This is a genomic window from Sphingomonas sp. A2-49 (assembly GCF_025548555.1).
Taxonomy (GTDB): domain Bacteria; phylum Pseudomonadota; class Alphaproteobacteria; order Sphingomonadales; family Sphingomonadaceae; genus Sphingomonas.
Window position 1 is genome coordinate 1 of the sequence record NZ_JAJLPA010000041.1, and the last position, 19795, is coordinate 19795.

Genomic DNA, 19795 nt, shown 5'->3' on the forward strand with positions numbered 1-19795 from the left:
GCCGGAGGATAATACATATTCCGAGAGCGGCCGTGCCACTCTATCCCGCCATGCGATCGTTCGTGACTGCCATTGGCCGCGTCCGAAAACTCGACTGGTGGTATCGAAATGAGGGTGTCATCCGCCGCGGTCACGCGGGACTGACGGTCTAACGCGGCGACCTGGGAGAGCCAGACGCCCCCCACGTCGGTTATCGGGCTTCAAACGGTTCGCAATTTTTTCGGACAATAGGGTGCGGATGCTGCCATTCCGCGACGTCATAGCTTAAGACCCCCGCCTCAGAGACGCCGCCTAATATGCCAGATGCTCTACGCCCCCCACCTGCCCAATATCTGCGGGACGACGTTATCCGTGGCGGAATGGACCTCCTTCTCTTCGCTCACAGATCGCACTTGCGCCATTCCGACGAGGAACTTGCGGCCCTGGGGCTCGGGCGCGCCCACCATCGATGCCTTTATTTTGTCGGCAGACAGCCGGATCTGACCGTGTCAGATCTCTTGGCGTTGCTTGGAATCACCAAGCAGTCGTTAGGCCGTGTTTTAAAAGGCCTCATAGATCGTGACCTGATCCGGCAGCGACCGGGACTCAAGGATCGGCGTCAGCGGCTGCTCAAGCTGACGCCATCCGGCAAAATACTCGAGCAAAGACTTTTTGCCGGACTTCACGACAATATGAGCCGCGCTTACACCGCCTCCGGCGAAGAGGCTGTGCACGGTTATTGGACGATGATGCTGAACCTGATGAGTAATGATGCCCAGCGTCAATTCGCCGCATTCCAAGGTGCCGACAAATTGGAACGAGGCACACAAGCGACGCAACGGCGCTGATGGCGGTAGCTGACGCACGTACCGGCTGCAGCAGGTAGAAGGGTCAATCTTGCGTACCTGACGGGGTCAGCATAAAAGCCGCCCGTGCAGAGCGTCCCGTTGCGTCAGATCTTCTACCACAGCCGGGCGGCCGAACGGGTCGATGTCAGCGCGATCATGGCATCGTCGAAGCGGAACAACGGCATGGACGGGATTACCGGCGTGCTGGTGTTCGATGGCCGCACCTTCCTGCAGGTGCTCGAAGGACCAGAAGACAGCGTCGCCGCGGCGTTCGACCGCATCCAGGCCGACCCGCGACATACCGATGTGACGGTCATCAGCGATCACGCCGTGACCGAACGTGATTTTGCGTATTGGAGCATGGAGCTGCGCGACCCAAGCCATCCTTCGGACGACGCCATGTGGCGTTTGCGTCGTCGGCTCGAGCATTTCGACCCGGACCTGCAGCGCTATTTCTTCGATCAGCCGTCTGCCTGAATAACCGCCGTATGTTCCGAAGGGCACCGAACGGTGTCTGAGCGGTTGACGTATCGTCGGGAGATTTGACGTGTCATCGGACAGGATCGTCGCTGTAGGATTTTTAACGCAACACGACCTTGCTCGGCTGGGCCAGGGGTTCACGCGGCTGTTCCCCGTGAAGGACGACGCATCGTTCGACGACCTGCTGGCAAAACTCGATTTGGTCAGTGCAACGCCGGTCGGACCTGATCAACGTCGCGATCATCGCTGACGCTTCGGTCGCTTTGCAAGGAGGCATTGGTCCCCTTGGCAAGTGACCTGGCATCAAGGCCGGACGGTGCACATTCCATTCGACTTCGGCGCGCGAGCGAGCGACAGCGTGGTTACACGAACCGCGGGGGTTAAACGCGCCCCGCATCGCCCCGGGTGAGCCCATCACCGGGGCTCTGGCTGGTGGGGCAGCATGATGCTGACCCAAGCCGGAGAACAGACCCATGATTAAGCTCAGTGAGGTGCTGTCAGTCTAACGCGAACCGCTCTCCACATGATGCACGTCGGTCTTTGAACGTCGCGGCCTAGCTCGCGAGGATCTGCCACTCCGCCAGCGCGGCGGAGCGTCGTTCTTTGTAGGTCTGGCGATCAATGAGGTGGCGTTCCAGGCTGAAATGGTTGTGGACATTGGCGTGGACGGAAGCGAACTTCTGCAGCGTCTTCATTTGCCGGAACCGCAGCATCGCCCGCTCTCGTCGTCGGAATGGCAAATGACTGTTTTCCACCCGGTTGTTCGCCCAGCGGCCAATCTCCTGACGCTCGCGACAGCCAAGCTCGTCCATGGCAGCGCCGTAGCTGCGCAGACCGTCGGTCGTGATCGCATCCGGTGAACCGTGGCGCTTCAGTGCCTTCTTCATGAAGCGGAGCGCTGCCGCCTTGTCGCGGCTCCTGGTGACGTAGCTTTCCAGCACCTCGCCCTCATGATCCACCGCTCGCCACAGATAGACCATCTCACCATTCAGCTTCACGTACATCTCGTCTAGGTGCCAGCGCCAGTGGCGAAACCCCCGCATGCGGTTGACCCGCTGACGGCGAATGTCACCGGCGAATAACGGCCCGAACCTGTTCCACCACAACCGCACCGTCTCGTGGCAGATGTCGATCCCCCGCTCGAACAGCAGGTCTTCCACGTTGCGCAGCGACAGCGGAAACCGCACGTACATCAGCACCACCAGCCGGATCACCTCGGGCGAGGAATTGAAGTACCGAAACGGCGATGTGGGTTTGCTCGGGCGGGCCATCCCGCCGCCCTACCCTGCCCTCATTACCGGCAGGTGTATTTGGTTTGACGGAGCCATGCGCACTGCTGCCGAGGTTCAGCGAGGCGGCCACCGAGCGGCAGCGCCTCAAAAGGCTGTTGTGGCCGCACCGGCGTCGGAGGGCGCATTCGTTGCACGAGACGATTTGATCCCTCGGGTCGCAAATCGCGTCGCTGTTAATCTTCCAGCAACTTTTCTTCATGGTCCGTCGTAGCTGTTGCGACCGCTGCATTACGGCGCGGCCAATGGGAGGAAACGACATGCAAATGACGACTTTCGGGCGGGTAGCGGTCTGCGCGGCACTGGCGACGGTTTCAACCGCGATGGTGCCATCGGCTCAAGCCGCGACGACATTCACAACGACCATGCTCGGTGCCAACGAAAACCCACCTGTAACAACCGCCGGCATCGGCTTCGGCCAATTGACCCTCGCCGACGACATGAACAGCTTCAGCGTGCTCATCAACTTTAGCGGCCTTAGCTCGAATGCAGTGGCAGGTCATGTGCACTGTTGCTCAGCAGTCGGCGTGAACGCTCCTGTTGCCATTGGCTTCACGGTACCGAGCACAACAGCGGGCACCATCATGGGCACCTACGATCTCACTCTCGCATCCACGTATACCAGCGCGTTTCTCACGGCCTCTGGGGGCACCGCGGCGAACGCGCGCTCGACGTTCCTAGGTGGCCTCAGTAGTGGGCTAGCCTATTTGAACGTTCATACCGTCGCCAATCCCGGCGGTGAAATTCGCGGTCAGCTTGCGGGCGCTGTCCCAGAGCCCGCCACATGGGCGATGATGATCCTCGGCATGGGAGCGGTCGGCTTCGCCATGCGTCGCCGCCATAAGAACGTCACCACAACGGTCGCTTACGCCTGATAGACTTTGCCCGCTTCCTCTTGGCGGGCTTGAAGGGAGCCGTCGTCCCGGATTTGGGGCGGCGGCTTTTATGTGACGAAGAGTACCCCTCCGTTGATCGCGCGGGCGAGACAGCTGCCATTCCGCCGCCCTCTCCTCGCCGACTTACCCCGCCGATGGCGCTCAGGCGCCTTACCAGCATTCCGAGGGGGAAGAGCTATGGCCGGATCAGCCCATTAAGGCCAACCCCGCCGCCGCCAGGATCGCCGCACCGAGCACGCCGAGAACTCGCTTACGCCGGGTGCTCACGCTTTCGTGATAGCGTGGAATGTCGATGAACCAGCGATTGTCCGCCGCCGCGACAAGCACGCCGTCACGCTGCAGGCGGTCGAACATGCGCCGCTGGACCCGTGTCGAAGGCTCGTAAGCGATCGCACTGGCCGGGGAGACCGCGTTGCACGTCATGAAGTGACCGACGACGTCCCGCCGTGCCTTCGCCAAAATCGCCGCCGCCGCCGTCGCCACCGCTTGTCTCCCGAGGTTCGCGGCGGATGGTGCGGCCGAGGCGCTGTTAGAGCAAGCGGGGAAGCGTGTGGACTGTCGATATGCGTCAACCCGGGACCCCACCGGTCGACCGCGTAAGTACTTATTTTTGAGATAAAATTTTGGTTTGAAGGGGTCCCGATCGGCGCCGATCAAGACCCCCTCAAGAGCAGATTCTCGTGCAAACTAAGAGGGATGAAGCGAGATAGGGTGGGGTCCCGTTTCGACGCCTATCTTCACCGCACGTACATCAGCACCACCAGCCGGATCACCTCGGGCGAAGAGTTGAAGTACCGAAACGGTGAGGCGGGTTTGGGGGGGCGAGGCATCGGAATGCCTTACCCTGCGCTGATTACCGGCAGGTGCATTTGGTTTGACAGGGCCGCTCAAATCAGTCTGCAGATGCCGACCGCCGATCGTCGAGGCGCACGATCTTGCCTAGAGCATACGTTCGCGCGACAGCCTGGGCGAGCGCGGTGCGGTCGAACGGCTTATGTAGGAATTCGAACCGCGCCAAGTGCTGGCCGTCCAGTTCGGCGAACCCGCTGACGAGGAGTACAGGTAGGCCGGGCAGGAAGGCACGCGCTTCCGCCCCTACCTGCACGCCGGTCATGTTCGGCATCAGCTGATCGGTGACCAACAGGTCGCAGTGCGACATGGTCTTGAGATGTCGGAGCGCCTCCGCTCCGCTCGTGGCGGTCATCACGTGATGGCCCAGGTCCTCCAGCATCGCTGCCGTGTTCGCCAGCACCAGCTCGTCGTCGTCCACCGCCAGGATCGACAGAGGCGGGACGTCCGGGATGAGGTTCGAGGGCCCGTCCGACCTGCGACGATCGACCGCACTTGCCTGGGGAAGCCACAGCGAGATGGTGGTCCCCACGCCTGCCGTGCTGTCGATGCGGATCCGACCGCCGGACTGGGCCGCGAGCCCGTGCACCATGCTCAGTCCCAGCCCCGTGCCCTTGCCTAAGCCCTTGGTCGTGAAGAAGGGCTCGGCGGCACGACGAAGGGTGTCCGCATCCATCCCCACCCCGTCGTCGGTCAGCTCCAGCCTGACGAACCGTCCGCCTTCGAACGCCGCGTCGGCCGGAAGGATGTCGTCAGCAGCGGAGATCGTCAGCGTTCCGCCTTCGGGCATCGCATCGCGGGCGTTCACCGCCATGTTCAGCACGGCAAGCTCGAGTTGATGGGCGTCGACGTGGACGGGAGGAAGTCGAAGCGGAAAGCGCGTGTCGATGTGGACCAAAGGCCCCAGCGAACGCTCCAGCATGTCCGACAGGCCACGCACCAGGGCAGGAACGTCGACCCTTTCCGGGCGCAGATCCTGCCGGCGGGCAAACGCCAGCAGCCTCTGCGTCAGCGACGCCCCCCGCTGAGCCCCCGCCATCGCGTTGTCCACCAGACGGCGAGCCCTCGACCCCTCGTCGACCTGCCGCGAGAGAAGATCGAGATTGCCGATCACGACCGCGAGAAGATTGTTGAAGTCGTGGGCGATGCCCCCCGTAAGCTGCCCGATGGCCTCGACCTTCTGTGCTTGGCGCAGCCCCTCTTCTGCTATTTTTCGATCGGTGACGTCCGTCAATCCCCCAAGGATATGCTGAAACACGCCATCTTCCGTCATCTCGACACGAGCCGAGGCGACGACGTCCCTGACGTCTCCACCCTTTGTCACGATACGATATTCGCGGTCCGTCAACGCGCCATCACGCATGAGCATCGGACGATCCTCCTTGCGTGCCTGACGGGCCGACGCCTCGGTCAGGAAGTTGATGAGTGGGCGACCGACTACTTCGGCCCGATCGTAGCCCGTAAGCCTCAGCCACGCATCGCTGACGTGTTCAATGCGGCCTGCCTCGTCCAACGAATGGAGCGGCAGCGGCGTGCCCCGATACAAAGCCTTAAAGCGCTCCTCGCTGATCTTCAGCGCCTCGGCCTCCCGCGCCGCCATGGCGGCGAAGCGTCGATCAAACATGGCGGCGATCAAGGCGAGAAACAGGATCAGAAGAGCCGCGGCCGAGATCGTCAACGCGATCGTCGTCGAAGAGAGACTGGAAGCCTCGGCAGCCAGGCTGGACGGAGCAGACATCATGAAGGTCGCAGCCTTCATCCCGGCGAAATGCATGCCGGCGATCGCGACGCCCATCACGATGGCCGCGCTGACCCGGTGCGTCACGCCATCGCTCCGGCCCGACAGGAAGAGCGCGACGGTCGACGCGCAAACGGCGATTGCCACGGAGGCGGACACCCAAAGCCCATCGTAAGCTATGGTCGCATGCATCCTCATGCCCGCCATGCCGAGATAGTGCATGGCAGCTACCCCAATGCCCATGAACGTCCCTGCGGCGAGGAGCTTTGCGACTGACGCCGCACCGGCACCTATGACGGCGAAGCTGATGCCCGTGGCCAAAATGGCGACGAGAAGAGAAGCGAGCGTCAGCGCGGCGTCGTAACTGACGGAGACGCCAGCCATGCGGTAGGACAGCATCGCGACGAAGTGCATCGCCCATATCCCGCCGCCCATCGCCAGAGCGGAGGTAGTCAACCATGCGTGCCGAACCGACCCTTCCGAGGCGCGGATCCGTCCGGCGAGATCGAGCGCGGTGTAGCTGGCCACGATCGCTATCAAAATCGACAACGCGACCAAGCCCTCGTCATAAGTCCCCGGCATGTCGTCCCCAATTCGTTCTCGACCCGATACGATGCGTCGGAACGCCTTGAGCGGCAACGGCTTTCGCGTCGGCACCGTCGCGCGCCGGCGAAGCCACCTCACACAATCAAGGCACCGAGGCTTTCCGATTGTCCTTGCTCGGAGAGCCATTGCGGAATGTTGTTTCTCCGGGCATTCTCGACCATCGAGGGAATTCACGCTCGACTAGCCGGAAAGCCGATCCCGGAAGCCGGCGTCTGCCTTGGGCCGATGCCGTCCGGCGGACCGCGGTCAGGTGTGTAGGACCAGCGGTCAGCGCAAATCGTCGAGGTCTAGCTCAGCTTCGCACTGGTGCGCGTCCGCATCGCAAAGACCGAATTGGGAAGCCGGGATCCCCGGCCATGTGGCGATCGTCGCAATCGACTTGTTCCATGCTGCTGCGCTGTCGCGTCGGCTAGTCTAGGTTCGGCGGTTTGGATGCAGAAAACTCCGCTCGCTGCCCGGTGTCGCACATGGGAAGCGGCGACATGATGCCGGCGCTCACGCGACAATGATCGCTATCGGAAAATGCACATCGCGCAGTGGTCATCCGAGGCCGAGATGGCACCCTCAAACGAGTTTCCGACGTCGCGGCCTTAGGTCCTTCGACCTTGACGCGAGCGGCCCAAACAAAAGAACGCCTTTTGAACGAAGTTTCCGCACGAGAGCGACCTTCCTCATCCGTGATGAAGATCATCGTTGTCCAAAGTCGCGCGGCTTTACCGGCTCTCATCCCCCCGTCGAAGCATAGGACGTCCCGAACATGCGCAACAACTCGTGCCCGGGCATCGGACGCCCGTAGCGGTATCCCTGCGCTTCGTCGCAACGCAGCTGCCGAAGCACCTCTTCCTGCGCAGCGGTCTCAACCCCTTCGGCGATCACCTGCAGACCAAGCTGTTGCGCCATCGTGATGATCGCGCCGACGATCGCGGCATCGCCAGCCCGGCGGTCGATCCGTGCGATGAAGCTGCGATCGATCTTCAGACACGTCAGGGGATACTTCTGGAGCAGGCTCAAGGAAGCGAAGCCAGTGCCGAAGTCGTCGAAGGCCACCTGAACACCCAGCAACTTCAGTCGGCGGAGGGCCTTGGTGGAATTGGTGTTGTGTTGCAGGACCGTGTTCTCGGTGATCTCCAACTCCAGAAGCGATGGTGAAAGCCCATGCGCGTCCAGCGCGGTCGTCACGACGTCGAACAGTCGTTCCGAATAGAGCTGACCGGCGAACAGGTTCACGCCCACCCGCACAGGAGGCAGTCCGGCGCTCTGCCAAGAGGCGGCAGTCTTGCACGCCTCCTGGATTATCCAGTCGCCGACTTCCGCGGAGGCGGGGCTCCGCTCCAACGCTTCCACGAAGATCGCCGGCAGCAGCAGTCCATGGTCGGGATGCCGCCAGCGCAGCAGCGCCTCCACGCCGGCGACCGCACCGTCGCCGACCCGGACCTGCGGCTGATACCATAGTTCGAACTCCTCGCGCGCCAGCGCGCCACGCATGTCCATGCTCAGCCTAAGCCGTCTTTCGGCACTGGTCTGCATGGCACGCATGAAGAAGGTCCGGGCGCCACCGCCTTTCGCCTTGGCGGAGTAGAGCGCGAGATCCGCATGAGCCAACAGCTCCTCGCCGTCACGCGCGTCCTGCGGAGCGAACGCGATCCCGATGCTGGCGTCGACGAAGACGGACTGCGCCGCGAGCTCGAACGGCTGCGACAGCGCACCGAAGATGCGCTCCGCCAGGCCGTCCAGCCTGCAGGGATCCTGACAGGACGGAACCACGATCGCGAACTCGTCGCCCCCGATGCGAGCGAGGAACTCGTCGCCCTCGGCGGCGTCCGTCAGACGCTTCGCCACCTGCGCGAGAAGCCTGTCTCCGATCGAGTGGCCCAAGGTGTCGTTGACGTGCTTGAAGCCGTCCAGGTCCAGCATCAGCAGGGCGACGGGGCCCTCGGCGATCGCTGCCTGCAGCCTGGCCTGCATAGCGTTGCGATTGGGAAGGGACGTCAGCGTGTCGCAGTGCGCGAGGTGCTCCAGCCGCCGCATAGCGCGAGCGCGGTCTGTGACGTCCCGCACCAAGGCTCCGAACATGGGCTTCCCGTCTTCGAGCCACATGGAAAGGGACAGTTCCACCGGCAGCTCGTTTCCATCGGCGTGAAGCGCGAGGATCTCCACGGCCTGGCCGGCAAGGCGAGCCTGGCCGGATCGAACGGCTCGTGCAAGCCCCGCCTCGTGAGATGCGCGGAAGCGTTCGGGGATGATAATCGAGAGCGGCCTGCCGATGACCTGGACGGCGGCGTGACCGAAAAGAGCCTCGGCCGCCGTGTTCCACGAGACGATGCGATTGTCGGGATCAGCGCAGATCGCCGCCGTGGCCGAACGCGACAACATCTGGTCGAATCGATCACGGCTCGATGGCGGGTTCATCTGATCAGTCGATTCCTTGCATCGTCGTCGCCCTACAGGAAACCTATAAAGTTTTGGTGATCGACCCCAGGGGGCGTCCGGCTCCGTCCGCGGCCGCCGGTTTCGCATCCCTTCTCGACACACCGGGTCGCGGGGCGACCAGCGCAGCGCCAGGGGCGTCGCGCGGACACGCAATGGACGGCGGCGGCCACGGTGGCCTGCTCAATCAGGATCCTCCGGCGGATCCGGCCATCCTGCCGACCGCCAGAGGCGCCGCCTATCATGCACCGTCCGGTCCAAACGTCGGATCTGCGCCGGACGAAGGGATGGACCATCCGGGCATCGTCCCGCAACGCACCGATATCAAGCTCTTCCATTGTTCCGTTATGGATGGCGTGCACGTCGCCCCAGGCTGCCGTCCGTGTCACCCTTTGCAACCCGCGCGCCAAGTCTGGCGGCCCGCTCCCTCGCCTGCGGTCCGACGTGCCGAAGACCGGCACGACCGCGATGTTTTTTGACCCCGAAGACTTCCTCGACCGGCCCGTCGCGAAAGACTATCTGATCGGTGCTGTCAGTCTAACGCGATCCGCTCTCCACATGATGCACGTCGGTCTTTGAACGTCGCGGCCTAGCTCGCGAGGATCTGCCACTCCGCCAGCGCGGCGGAGCGTCGTTCTTTGTAGGTCTGGCGATCAATGAGGTGGCGTTCCAGGCTGAAATGGTTGTGGACATTGGCGTGGGCGGAAGCGAACTTCTGCAGCGTCTTCATTTGCCGGAACCGCAGCATCGCCCGCTCTCGTCGTCGGAATGGCAAATGACTGTTTTCCACCCGGTTGTTCGCCCAGCGGCCAATCCCCTGACGCTCGCGACAGCCAAGCTCGTCTATGGCAGCACCGTATCTACGGAAGCTGACGTCCGCGATCTTGACGGCGCGACGAAATCACACGAGCAAACTGCCGTTATTTGTACGCGCATCAAGGCGAAGGACGGGCGCATGAACAGGCACCGGCGTGAGCCGCGCAGGTACCTATCAAACACAAATGACGGATACGTCCGCGCCTAAGCGCCGAGATGACGTCCGCGTTCATCGCCTCACACTCTGTGGGCGTCACACGTCTGAGGAACGTTCGGACGCGCTGCTGCGCTACCTGCAGCGTCTTATGCCGCACCTCACGCGTAGCGTTGGTCCGCCCTGATCGACCCCGGCGAGCAGCCCCGCCAGTTTGACTTCCTCAGCCTAGAGAATCGCCGGCACCATCCTCAATCTGTTTCGCCGGAGCCTCGCACATGCAGCGAAAAGTCCCGTCTCTGTCGGGCAACAACTCTCGCTGCTGCCCGACAGAGGCGTTTACACGCCGCCCATGCCCTTGCCGGCCTGCAGCTTCATCGCAGCGGCGATGTGCTTCTTGACGATCGGCACGGCGGCCCTGGCAGACATGCGCAGCGGCGCCTTGCCGCCGCTGGCGGCATAGCTCTGGTGCAGGTCGAGCGCGGCCTGGTGTGCCGGGATCTGCTGACCGACATAAATCCGATCGAAATCGCCGGGCGCTGCGGCCTGCAACTCGGCGATCGACGCGGTGGCGCCGGCATCGAGTATCGGCGGCGTCGGCGTCAGGCCGGCCTTTTTCGCGGCCTTCATCGTCGCGATCGTCGTCATCTTATGATGCTTGATCAGCATCGTCGCGAAACTGCGGATCGCCGTGGTCTGCGACTTCTGCAGCGCGATCTCGCTCGAATTGATCTCGTACAGGTCGCTCATGCCCGCGGCCATGACATAGGGCATCGCCGAGGTCTTGGCTTCGGCAGGCGGCGGTGGTGGCGGCGTCTGCGCGAACAGCGGCGTGGTCGTCGTCATGGCGGCTAGGAACAGCCCCAAATGCTTGATCGTCATAGTCTCTCTCCTGAAGAATGTTGGTCATGGCCGACGCATGCGCCGCAGGTCGATGCTGCGGAACTCGGCCGACGGACAACACGCCTGCGCGAAGCCCGCCGCTGTCCATCGCGGAAGTCTCCGTGCTGGTGGGCGCAACGGCCGCCGAGGTCGAACAGTTCGAGACGACTGGTGAGGGAAGCGTCGTCCTGCTCATCGCCATGTCCCAGACGCTCTCGAGCGGCGGCGAGGAGGCGACGACGATGACCATTCCCAGATCCCATAGCCTGGACGACGTCGTGGCATACGAGCTGCGTCGGAGGAACACGCGCTGAGCCGCTGCAATAACCGCCCTTCCCTGTCGAGCAGAACGTCCGACTCCCCGGACCTATCTTAAACGAAGCGTCAATCTGCTCGCGATAGGCACGGATCAGGGGGATCATCCATGCCAATCAGTGACTTCGCGCGCGCCGCCGGCGTGCACCACCTCATCGAACGGGCGGCCGCCGAATTGAAGACGACGCCAGAGGAACTGATGCTGCGGATGGTCATCTACGCGACCGATGGCGCCGATGGTGACGGGGAACCGACTGCCACACCTGGCGGACCGCAGATGCGCCGCAATCCGGTAGATTCCCCGTCGTCGCCTGGGATACCGATATAGGGTTAACGGGCCGTGCCAATCAGCGACGGCGCAAACGCCATCGCTGAAACAGAACCGGCCGCCCGCACGGATTGGATCCGCCGCACATCTTCGTCCGTTCTGCACGCTTCCGGGATTTATCCCGATCGGAGTCATGCAATGGTCGAAGGTGATGAAGCGGCGCGATGCGCCGCCAAGGCGGAGGTTCACCTGACGCGCGCAGCCAAGTCGGCCAGCCTCCCCGCCCGCGTGGCAAACCTGAACCTGGCGTCGATCTTCGCCGCCCAGGCTGAGCGTCTTCGCCGCGCAACGATGGACGATTGACGCCGTTTCACTCACAGATTTTTTTGTCGTGAGACCGCAACTTCGGGAACGATTTCCCGATTGTTCCGAATTGGTGCACGAGCCGATTTTGTCTATTAATCGGCTGTTAACAGGACCTTGGACGCGCCCTAGTTCCCGGCTATCTCGCTTCTCGGGGCGGGTAAGCAACAGCAGCGCGTAACAGGAGTTCGAACATGAAGAAGACCATTCTGGCAACGATGGCGGCGGTCGCCGCCTTCGCCGCAGCACCTTCGGCCTCGGCGACGACGTTCCCGGTCGGCAGCCCCAACTTCACCGGCACGCCTGGTCCGGGCGGCACCTTCTCGGCGAACTTCGGCAACTCGGGCATCGCGACCGGCGACTTCTCCGACAGCTTCACCTTCACCCTGCCGGCCAACGGCCTCGGCAGCGGCACCGTCACGACGAGCGCATCGATCTTCGGCAGCCCGAACGATCTCGACTTCACGTCGGTGACGATCAACAACATGATGGCGACGCTGACCAAGCTGAACGGCGGCCTTTACGAGGTCGCGTTCGCCGGTGGCGTCCCGATCACGGGCGGCGTGCTCAACACGCTGACCGTCACCGGCGTGTCGCGCGGCAGCGGCGCCTACGGCGGCCAGCTGAGCTTCATCCCGTCGGCGACCGCGGTTCCCGAGCCCGCCGCATGGGCGATGATGATCCTCGGCATGGGTGCGGTCGGCTTCGCCATGCGCCGCTCGAACAAGAAGTTCGACGCCAAGATCAAGCGGATGACCGCAGCGGCATAATCCCGACGGACGGTCCGGCTCGCCGATCGACTGGCGGCGAGTTGGACGAGGTCATCGGCTAAGTGGGGAGCCGTCGTCCGAGAAATCGGGCGGCGGCTCCCTCATTTCAGCGCCGGTCGCATCCCGCCCTAGTGCCAGTGCATCAGCGGCACGCCGTTTCATCAAGGGATCATGGTTAATCGAACCTTGGCGGTTCGGGCCTCCTCGTATATGCGGCCCGTTGCTGCGACGCAGCACGGAACGACAAGAGGATCCCATCATGAATAAGACGATCGTCACGACGCTGGCGGCGGTTGCCGCGTTCGCCGTCGCACCCTCGGCCATGGCCACGACCTTCCCGGTCGGCAGCCCGAACTTCACGGCGTCGCCGGGTCCGAACGGCACCTTCTCGGCGAACTTCGGCAACTCGGGCATCGCCGCAGGCGCCTTCACCGACATGTTCACCTTCACCCTGCCGACCAGCGGTCTGGGCAGCGGCACGGTCACGACCAGCGCGTCGATCCCGGGCAGCGTCAACGACCTCGACTTCACCTCCGTCTTCGTCAACGGCACGCTCGCCGGCCTCACCAAGCTCAGCGGCGGCCTCTTCGAGGTCGCGTTCGCCAACGGCGTGGCGATCACCGGCGGCCAGATCAACACGATCACGGTGAACGGCTTCTCGCGCGGGGGCGGTGCCTACGGTGGCCAGCTGAGCTTCATCCCGTCGGCGACCGCGGTCCCCGAGCCCGCCGCATGGGCGATGATGATCCTGGGCATGGGCGTCGTCGGCTTTGCGATGCGCCGCCGTCGCAAGAACGTCACGACGACCGTCACGTTCGCCTGAAGTCACGGACATCCAAGCTTTGGAAGGCCGTCGCCCCGGACGCGGGGCGGCGGTCTTTCGCTGTCAGCGCGCGCTCGAGGGGCGGCCGCAGTCACGAGCCAGCGTCGCAGACGGAGTCGCGCCCCGCAGAGGCTTGGAATGACCCTGCGGGGCGCGAGCCGCGAAATAAGCGGTTGAGGCCCAACCATCACGACCGCGGCATCAGACACGCAGGCCGTTCGATCCGCAAGGACGATCATGGACCGTAATCCCGCCGAAATCGGTCTGGCAATTCCGGCGGGATGAGGGTCGCGAGGGATGCGTCCCGCCCCGAATGTGATCCGAACGCGATCCGCTGACAAGGTCGATCAGGAATTGCACCCCGCCGGCTTCGCTTTAGCGGACCGAGGGGGCGCAAGACGCAAAGCACGTCGCGACCTCTAGGTCGCGACAGGGAACGCGAGCGCCAAGCTGGCACCCGTGAAGACCGTGCCCTTTCTGCAAATAGTGTTCGGTCGGCGATCTGATGCAGGAGGCGTTGACTACATTTCTACCTGTCTGTGGGCAGGAACCACGCGTGACTGGAGGGTCGTGGGCATGCTGAAGCAAATGAACGAAACGGGAAGCCGGATCGCCGGACGCACGGCGGATCTCGCCGGCGCCCCGCTGTCGATCGTCCTGGTCGCCGTGTTCTGCGCGGGGTGGTTCCTGCGGGCCGGCGCGGCCGGCGAGAACACGCTGACGCTCATCCTGTCGGTGGCTTCGATTACCCTGACGCAGATGGTGCTGAACGGCCAGCGCCGCAGCGAGCAGGCGCTGCACCTCAAGATGGACGAGTTGGTCTATGCCGTTCAGGGTGCGCGAAACGAGGTAGCGGGCATCGAGACCAGGACGACGGACGAGCTCGACGCGCTCCGCCGCACCGTGGAGGCGGCCGAGGACGCTCCGAACGATGGCCAGCAGCCCTGAACACGTGCCGCCGACCGTTCGTCGACGATCAGACGGCCGGTTACCGCCTGTTCGGTAGCTGGACGAAGATGATCCCCGCGACCAGCGCCACGAGTGCCGTGTAGAGGAGGATCTGGACGGTCTGCATCGGGCCGAGCTAGCTGCGGATACGTTAACCGCTGCCGAATGCCCGCTATACGTCTTCCGACATCAGGCGCGCGGCGACGAGTCTTGCTTGCGCTTCGTATCCATCCGCCGTCTTCGACAGGCTGTCCCTCATCACGCCCGGGGGATATTCATCGGTCAGCCGCCGGTAACTGGCTGCCTTCCTGACCAGATGCTCCACCAACGGAGCTGTCAGTTTAATGCGGACGCGTCTCTGGACGGCGCATGTGGGTCTTTGAGGCGTATGCCTAGCTGACGAGCGTCTGCCACTCAGCCACTGCGGCTGAGCGTCGTTCCTTGTAGGTTCGTCGGTCGGTAAGATGGCGCTCCAGGCTGAAGTGGTTGTGGACGTTGGCGTGGACGGAGGCGAACTTCTGTAAGCTCTTCATCTGCCTGAACCTCAACATCGCCCGCTCTCGTCGTCGGAACGGCAGATGGGAGTTCTCGACCCGGTTGTTCGCCCAGCGGCCAACCTCCTGGCGTTCGGCGTTGCCCAGCTCGTTCATCGCCGCTCTGTAGCTGCGCAGACTATCGGTGGTGATCGCTTCTGGTGAGCCGTGGCGCTTCAGTGTCTTCTTCATGAAGGTCAGAGCCGCCGCCTTTGAGCTGCTGTCGGTTCCGTGGACACCGAGATAAGGTGTTTTTGGAACCGGAGGATAGAGATGCAACGACGGAAGTTCAGCCGCGAGTTCAAGATTGAGGCGGTGAAGCTGGTGCGGGAACGTGGGGTGTCGGTATCGCAGGCGGCGCGCGATCTGGATTTGCACGAGAACGTGCTGCGCAAGTGGGTGCGCGAACAGACGGCTGACCCGGGATCGGCGTTTCCCGGACACGGCGTGCTGAAGCCCGAGCAGCAGGAGATTGAGCGGCTGCGCCGCGAGTTGGCTAGAATGAAGGCCGAGCGCGACATCCTAAAAAAAGCGGCGGCCTACTTCGCCAGGGACTCGCTATGAGGTTCGAGTTCATCGCGAAGCACCGAGGGATCTGGCCGGTGTCGTGGATCTGCGAAGCGCTCGGTGTTTCGCGCAGCGGCTTTCACGCCTGGCTAGTTCGGGCGCCCAGCAAGCGCGCCCGTAGCGATGAGGAGTTCGGCGCCAGAGTCCGCGCGAGCTTCATCTCCAGCTATCGCACCTACGGCGCGCGGCGCGTCTGGCACGACCTTCTGGCCGAAGGCCTTTCATGTGGTCTGCATCGCATCGAACGGCTGATGCGTGTCCATGGCCTGAGGGCCCGTCCGCGACGTCGTGGCTTGCCCAAGGACGACGGCCTGCGGTCGGTCATCGCCGACAACATCCTCGACCGCCAGTTCACCGCCGAGGCGCCCAACCAGAGGTGGATCGCCGATTTCACCTACATCTGGACGGCCGAAGGATGGCTCTACGCCGCTGTCGTCATCGACCTGTTCTCGCGCCGCGTGGTCGGATGGTCGATGAGCGACACCATGACCGCTCAGCTCGTGACCGATGCGCTGATGATGGCGATCTGGCGACGCGGAAAGCCCGACGCCCTGCTGCATCACTCGGACCAGGGCAGCCAATATACGAGCGAGCAGTTCCAGCGGTTGATGGCCGACAATGGCGTCACCTGCTCGATGAGCCGGTCGGGCAACGTCTGGGACAACGCGGCAATGGAGAGCTTCTTCTCGTCGATGAAGACCGAACGGATCGGCCGGAAGACATATCGAACGCGCAATCACGCGAAGGCGGACGTGTTCGATTATATCGAGCGCTTCTACAACCCGACACGCCGGCACTCGACGCTGGGCTATCTCAGCCCCATGGACTTCGAGCGGCAAGCGCAGGTAGCCTAACTTCGTGCCCATGGGACCGGCAGCAGCTCAAAACCGCCCTCAGCGCCCATGTGGGAGCCGGCTTACACCGGCTGTCTAGTTTCGTGCCGTTTGGCTACGGCGCTCTGAATGCCTCACCGTTCCGCACCGTGCAAGCCCTTTTCTCTGCACGGCGCGGTTTTTCTGCGGTTTTTCTTACCCGCTTTAGTCAACAACTAGCCAGATACTTCAATCTAGTAGCCAACGTGCTACGGCTAAAGCCAAGGGTAAGGCTTATGGTCAGGCTGAGTTACCCGCCTGGCCACGAAAGCCAGCATTTCTGCCAGTGTGGGGCGGACTATTTAGAAGCCGAACCCCACATATCGGCTGCGTAACGGCTTGATCCTGCCAGCTTTGTCCCCATCATAGCAGGCAACAAGGGAGTAGTTGAATGGACGAGGAAGCCAAGAAGGCGATGGACGCGCTGTTTGCTGAGGATAAGCAGCGGGTTGAGAAGGTGGAAAAGGCGCGCGACTTGGAAGCTGAAGCGCAAGCCAAGTTTGTCAGCGATTTTGTGGAAGTGCGGGATAGTGTCATCATCCCGGCCATGAAGGAGTTTGCCGACTACATTAAGCCGCACGGTTGGACGGGCGAACTCGAGGTGGCTGAAGACACGCCAGAACATCGCGGGTATCAAGGGAAGGTCGATAGACCCGCGACCGCCGCCGCAGCGGGAATGGTATTCTATCGTGGCGATACGCGAACCAGCTTGGGAGCCGGGCGGACGTATCCTCACTTTCGCATTGCTGCCGTCAAGCGCGCCAAGAACGTATGGTTCCACGAAAGCACTATGGGGCCAAACCACGGCGGTTCAGCCGGTGGTGCCGGAACCGCCACTCTTGACCAATTCAACGCCAGCTTTGTGCAGGACCGGATGGTCAAGCATTTCAAGAAGCTGATGGAAAATGCCAAGCCATACGACCAGCGCTAAGCAGCGGGCACGGTCTTTCGCCGCGCCAACAGATTAACTAGATGCCGGTCGCCTTTGGGGGTGATGCGCCAATAACTAGCTTTGTCGTTGACCCCCCGCTTTTTTACGCCTTGATCCAGCAGCCCTAAGGCACGGAATTGCACTAGTACTTCATTCCAGCTTTCAGGGGCTAGCTTCTCAAATCCCCTGTGCGAAACACCAGCTTCCAATTCATCGTAACTGTGAAAGCGTGCCAAGATGCGCTGCAATTCTGGCTCAGTTGTTTCGTTTATTAAAGCCGGCCCAATATCGCGAAACATATCATCCCAAGTTACCAAGGCGGACCAGCCTTCTGTATAGCTGCCACCCCGCTCCTTACTGTAAACCATCCGCGAGCCATGAACCTCTATTTCATCGCTGCCGGACTCAAGAGCTTCGTCAATCTCAAAGCCAGACTGCGCAGAGACTTCATCGCGCAAGGTCCGATTTTCCTCAGTAAGAGTATTTATCCGCTCTAACAATGCGATCGGGCTAGACCCATCATTCCTAATCCATCCCGGCCTAGGATTGACTTTGATTTCGCGTACCACTGAGCGCGAAACCAAGCCGCCAAGCTCTGAGGCAGAAGACCAGCTTCTAACCGGGTAATCCGCCATGACCTCGCTACGGAACGCCTCAAGCTTAAGCCGGTTGGCTTCGACTTTCTCAGTTTTTCCTACGGCAATCGCTTCAGGATTACCGTGGACGAACGCTAAGACAGGCAAGCCAATCTTCTTGGCGTACCTATATTCCTTTTCCGTATAGCTTACGCCATCATCTGTAACGGAGCCGTAGCGGCCACCAATGATGAGAACGTAATAGTCACACTCGTCAATGACCTTGCGGATGACTTCCCATTGGCTGTCATTGGATGCGACAAAGGCTTCCATGCCAGTCGGTATGCAATCCAATTCCCACAGAGCTTGGATAACCTCAGTGCGTTCTTCAATCAGGTCAGTGAACGTGGAACTGACGAAAACCTGATGCCGAACGCTGTAGGACATTATGACCCCTGTTTGCCGCCTATTGAACCGCCCCGGGTTTGCCGGAGGCCATGGGTTGTGAGTTACGCTGCCATATCGAGGTTCTCCGCGGCAGCATAATATTGCTCTTCGGCTTCGGCAGGCGGGATGTTGCCGATGGGCTCCAGCAGGCGACGATGGTTGAACCAGTCGACCCATTCGAGCGTGGCGTACTCGACCGCTTCGAAGCTGCGCCACGGTCCACGCCTGTGAATCACCTCGGCCTTGTAGAGGCCGTTGATCGTCTCGGCCAAAGCGTTGTCGTAGCTGTCGCCGACGCTGCCGACCGATGGCTCTATCCCGGCTTCGGCGAGGCGCTCGGTGTACTTGATAGACACGTATTGCGACCCGCGGTCGCTATGATGGATGAGACCGCCCCGATGGGCCGGTCGGCGGTCGTGGAGAGCCTGCTCCAGGGCATCGAGGACGAAGCTGGCATGCGCCGTTCTGCTAGCCCGCCACCCCACGATCCGCCTGGCGTAGGTATCGATGACGAAGGCGACGTAGACGAAGCCTGCCCAGGTCGCGACGTAGGTGAAGTCCGACACCCACAGCATGTTCGGCGCTGGCGCGTAGAACCTGCGGTTGACGTGATCCAGCGGGCACGGCGCTGCCTTGTCGCTCATTGTCGTGCGAACCGGCTTTCCCCGGATCACGCCCTGTAAACCCATGTCGCGCATCAGCCGCTCGATAGTGCAGCGGGCGACCGGAAAGCCCTCGCGCATCATCTGCCGCCACACCTTGCGCACGCCGTAGACCGCAAAGTTCTCGGCGAACACACGAGCCACCTCGGGCTTGAGTGCCTGATCCCGCCGCACCCGCGCCGACAGGCGCATTGGATCCTGTCGCTGCGCGACACGCTCGAAATACGTCGATGGGGCGATCGGCAAGACGCGGCAGATCGGCTCGACCCCATAGGCTTCACGGTGATCGTCGATGAAGGCGATCATCGCCGGAACGGGCGGTCGAGCTCCGCCTGGGCAAAATACGCGGATGCCTTGCGCAGGATCTCGTTGGCCTGTCGCAGCTCGCGGATTTCGCGCTCCAGCGCCTTCATCTTGTCAGCGACCTCGGTCGGAACGCCAGCGCGCTTGCCGCTGTTCACCTCCGCCTTCTTTACCCACTCATGCAGCGTCTGCGGAACGCAGCCGATCTTCTCGGCAATGGAAACTACCGCTGCCCATCGCGATGGTTGATCGCGCTCGTGATCCAGCACCATCCGTACCGCTCGCTCGCGGACCTCAGGCGCAAACTTGTTCGTCGTCTTGCTCATACTGGCTCCACCTTCTCAGGAGTTGGAGCCTCCGACAAACCCGGTGCGGTTCATATCGCTCGAAGTGGTACTTTCGAAGTCAATGCTCTGGCCCCAACAAGGGCGAGTTGCTGCCTCGCTAGCCTGCT

The 19795-nt window shown here is 62.4% G+C and carries 21 protein-coding genes and 1 other annotated feature; of the genes, 12 read left to right on the forward strand and 9 right to left on the reverse strand.

The features are described 5' to 3' along the window. The first annotated feature begins 392 nt into the window (after positions 1–392). The 3 genes from LPN01_RS18795 to LPN01_RS18805 all read left to right on the forward strand — a co-directional run bounded on the left by LPN01_RS18795 (position 393) and on the right by LPN01_RS18805 (position 1557). The gene (locus tag LPN01_RS18795; protein WP_410482858.1) at positions 393–827 is read left to right on the forward strand and encodes a MarR family winged helix-turn-helix transcriptional regulator; all 435 of its coding nucleotides are present in this window, start codon (positions 393–395) and stop codon (positions 825–827) included. Positions 828–926: 99 nt separating this feature from the next. Next, positions 927–1304, forward strand: coding sequence for a BLUF domain-containing protein (locus tag LPN01_RS18800; protein ID WP_262829957.1), 378 nt, complete (start codon positions 927–929; stop codon positions 1302–1304). A gap of 70 nt (positions 1305–1374) precedes the next feature. After that, a complete protein-coding gene (locus tag LPN01_RS18805) occupies positions 1375–1557 on the forward strand; it encodes a hypothetical protein (protein WP_262829958.1) in 183 nt (60 codons plus the stop codon). 304 nt (positions 1558–1861) lie between these two features. Here the strand turns inward: LPN01_RS18805 and LPN01_RS18810 are convergent, their stop codons facing one another. Continuing rightward, the gene (locus tag LPN01_RS18810) at positions 1862–2578 is read right to left on the reverse strand and encodes an IS6 family transposase (protein WP_262829959.1); all 717 of its coding nucleotides are present in this window, start codon (positions 2576–2578) and stop codon (positions 1862–1864) included. Positions 2579–2856: 278 nt separating this feature from the next. Here LPN01_RS18810 and LPN01_RS18815 point away from each other — a divergent pair, with 278 nt between their 5' ends. After that, the gene (locus tag LPN01_RS18815; RefSeq protein WP_262829960.1) at positions 2857–3471 is read left to right on the forward strand and encodes a CHRD domain-containing protein; all 615 of its coding nucleotides are present in this window, start codon (positions 2857–2859) and stop codon (positions 3469–3471) included. Positions 3472–3678: 207 nt separating this feature from the next. Here the strand turns inward: LPN01_RS18815 and LPN01_RS18820 are convergent, their stop codons facing one another. The 5 genes from LPN01_RS18820 to LPN01_RS18840 all read right to left on the reverse strand — a co-directional run bounded on the left by LPN01_RS18820 (position 3679) and on the right by LPN01_RS18840 (position 10964). Next, positions 3679–3975 (reverse strand): hypothetical protein, encoded by a 297-nt coding sequence (locus LPN01_RS18820; RefSeq protein ID WP_262829961.1) that lies wholly within the window; start codon positions 3973–3975, stop codon positions 3679–3681. 409 nt (positions 3976–4384) lie between these two features. Then, positions 4385–6661, reverse strand: a complete 2277-nt coding sequence (locus LPN01_RS18825; RefSeq protein WP_262829962.1) for an MHYT domain-containing protein — start codon at positions 6659–6661, stop codon at positions 4385–4387. Positions 6662–7408: 747 nt separating this feature from the next. Further along, positions 7409–9094, reverse strand: a complete 1686-nt coding sequence (locus LPN01_RS18830) for a putative bifunctional diguanylate cyclase/phosphodiesterase (protein WP_262829963.1) — start codon at positions 9092–9094, stop codon at positions 7409–7411. A gap of 607 nt (positions 9095–9701) precedes the next feature. Further along, on the reverse strand, positions 9702–9995 hold the full coding sequence (locus LPN01_RS18835; RefSeq protein WP_316749192.1) for a DDE-type integrase/transposase/recombinase: 294 nt from the start codon (positions 9993–9995) through the stop codon (positions 9702–9704). A gap of 426 nt (positions 9996–10421) precedes the next feature. After that, positions 10422–10964 (reverse strand): DUF4142 domain-containing protein, encoded by a 543-nt coding sequence (locus tag LPN01_RS18840; RefSeq protein WP_262829964.1) that lies wholly within the window; start codon positions 10962–10964, stop codon positions 10422–10424. A 26-nt stretch (positions 10965–10990) separates the two neighbouring features. Here LPN01_RS18840 and LPN01_RS18845 point away from each other — a divergent pair, with 26 nt between their 5' ends. From LPN01_RS18845 to LPN01_RS18870, 6 genes are all read left to right on the forward strand, one after another. Next, positions 10991–11278: a hypothetical protein gene (locus LPN01_RS18845; protein ID WP_262829965.1), complete on the forward strand. Its 288-nt coding sequence runs from the start codon at positions 10991–10993 to the stop codon at positions 11276–11278. 110 nt (positions 11279–11388) lie between these two features. Beyond that, positions 11389–11607, forward strand: coding sequence for a hypothetical protein (locus LPN01_RS18850; RefSeq protein WP_262829966.1), 219 nt, complete (start codon positions 11389–11391; stop codon positions 11605–11607). 12 nt (positions 11608–11619) lie between these two features. Further along, positions 11620–11910: a hypothetical protein gene (locus tag LPN01_RS18855; protein WP_262829967.1), complete on the forward strand. Its 291-nt coding sequence runs from the start codon at positions 11620–11622 to the stop codon at positions 11908–11910. A gap of 194 nt (positions 11911–12104) precedes the next feature. Beyond that, positions 12105–12680, forward strand: a complete 576-nt coding sequence (locus LPN01_RS18860; RefSeq protein ID WP_262829968.1) for an FxDxF family PEP-CTERM protein — start codon at positions 12105–12107, stop codon at positions 12678–12680. Positions 12681–12939: 259 nt separating this feature from the next. Then, positions 12940–13503 carry an FxDxF family PEP-CTERM protein gene (locus LPN01_RS18865; RefSeq protein WP_262829969.1) on the forward strand — a complete coding sequence of 188 codons (564 nt, stop codon included), beginning with the start codon at positions 12940–12942 and terminating at the stop codon, positions 13501–13503. Between the two features lie 576 nt (positions 13504–14079). After that, a complete protein-coding gene (locus LPN01_RS18870) occupies positions 14080–14451 on the forward strand; it encodes a low affinity iron permease family protein (protein WP_262829970.1) in 372 nt (123 codons plus the stop codon). A gap of 392 nt (positions 14452–14843) precedes the next feature. On the opposite strand, the gene LPN01_RS18875 is transcribed toward LPN01_RS18870, so the two are convergent. Then, complete coding sequence (locus LPN01_RS18875; RefSeq protein ID WP_262829971.1) at positions 14844–15362, reverse strand: transposase; 519 nt, start codon at positions 15360–15362, stop codon at positions 14844–14846. On the opposite strand from LPN01_RS18875, the gene LPN01_RS18880 reads away from it, so the two are divergent. After that, a protein-coding gene (locus tag LPN01_RS18880; protein WP_262829972.1) for an IS3 family transposase occupies positions 15258–16405 on the forward strand; the annotation gives its coding sequence in 2 pieces (ribosomal slippage) (positions 15258–15519 and positions 15519–16405; 1149 coding nt in all). The two genes, LPN01_RS18875 and LPN01_RS18880, sit on opposite strands and share 105 nt — an antisense overlap. Positions 16406–16814: 409 nt before the next feature. Continuing rightward, positions 16815–17354: a hypothetical protein gene (locus LPN01_RS18885; RefSeq protein WP_262829973.1), complete on the forward strand. Its 540-nt coding sequence runs from the start codon at positions 16815–16817 to the stop codon at positions 17352–17354. Here the strand turns inward: LPN01_RS18885 and LPN01_RS18890 are convergent. Then, entirely contained in the window at positions 17351–18376 is a 1026-nt protein-coding gene (locus LPN01_RS18890) for a DUF4062 domain-containing protein (protein ID WP_262829974.1), read from the reverse strand. The two genes, LPN01_RS18885 and LPN01_RS18890, sit on opposite strands and share 4 nt — an antisense overlap. A 62-nt stretch (positions 18377–18438) precedes the next feature. Next, positions 18439–19667 (reverse strand): IS3 family transposase gene (locus tag LPN01_RS18895; RefSeq protein ID WP_262829975.1). Its coding sequence is split into 2 segments (ribosomal slippage): positions 18439–19379 and positions 19379–19667, totalling 1230 coding nucleotides; the frame shifts between segments, so codons are not numbered across the junction. Continuing rightward, positions 19270–19386, reverse strand: a sequence feature (AL1L pseudoknot). Its footprint overlaps the gene before it by 117 nt. Positions 19668–19795 lie beyond the last annotated feature (128 nt).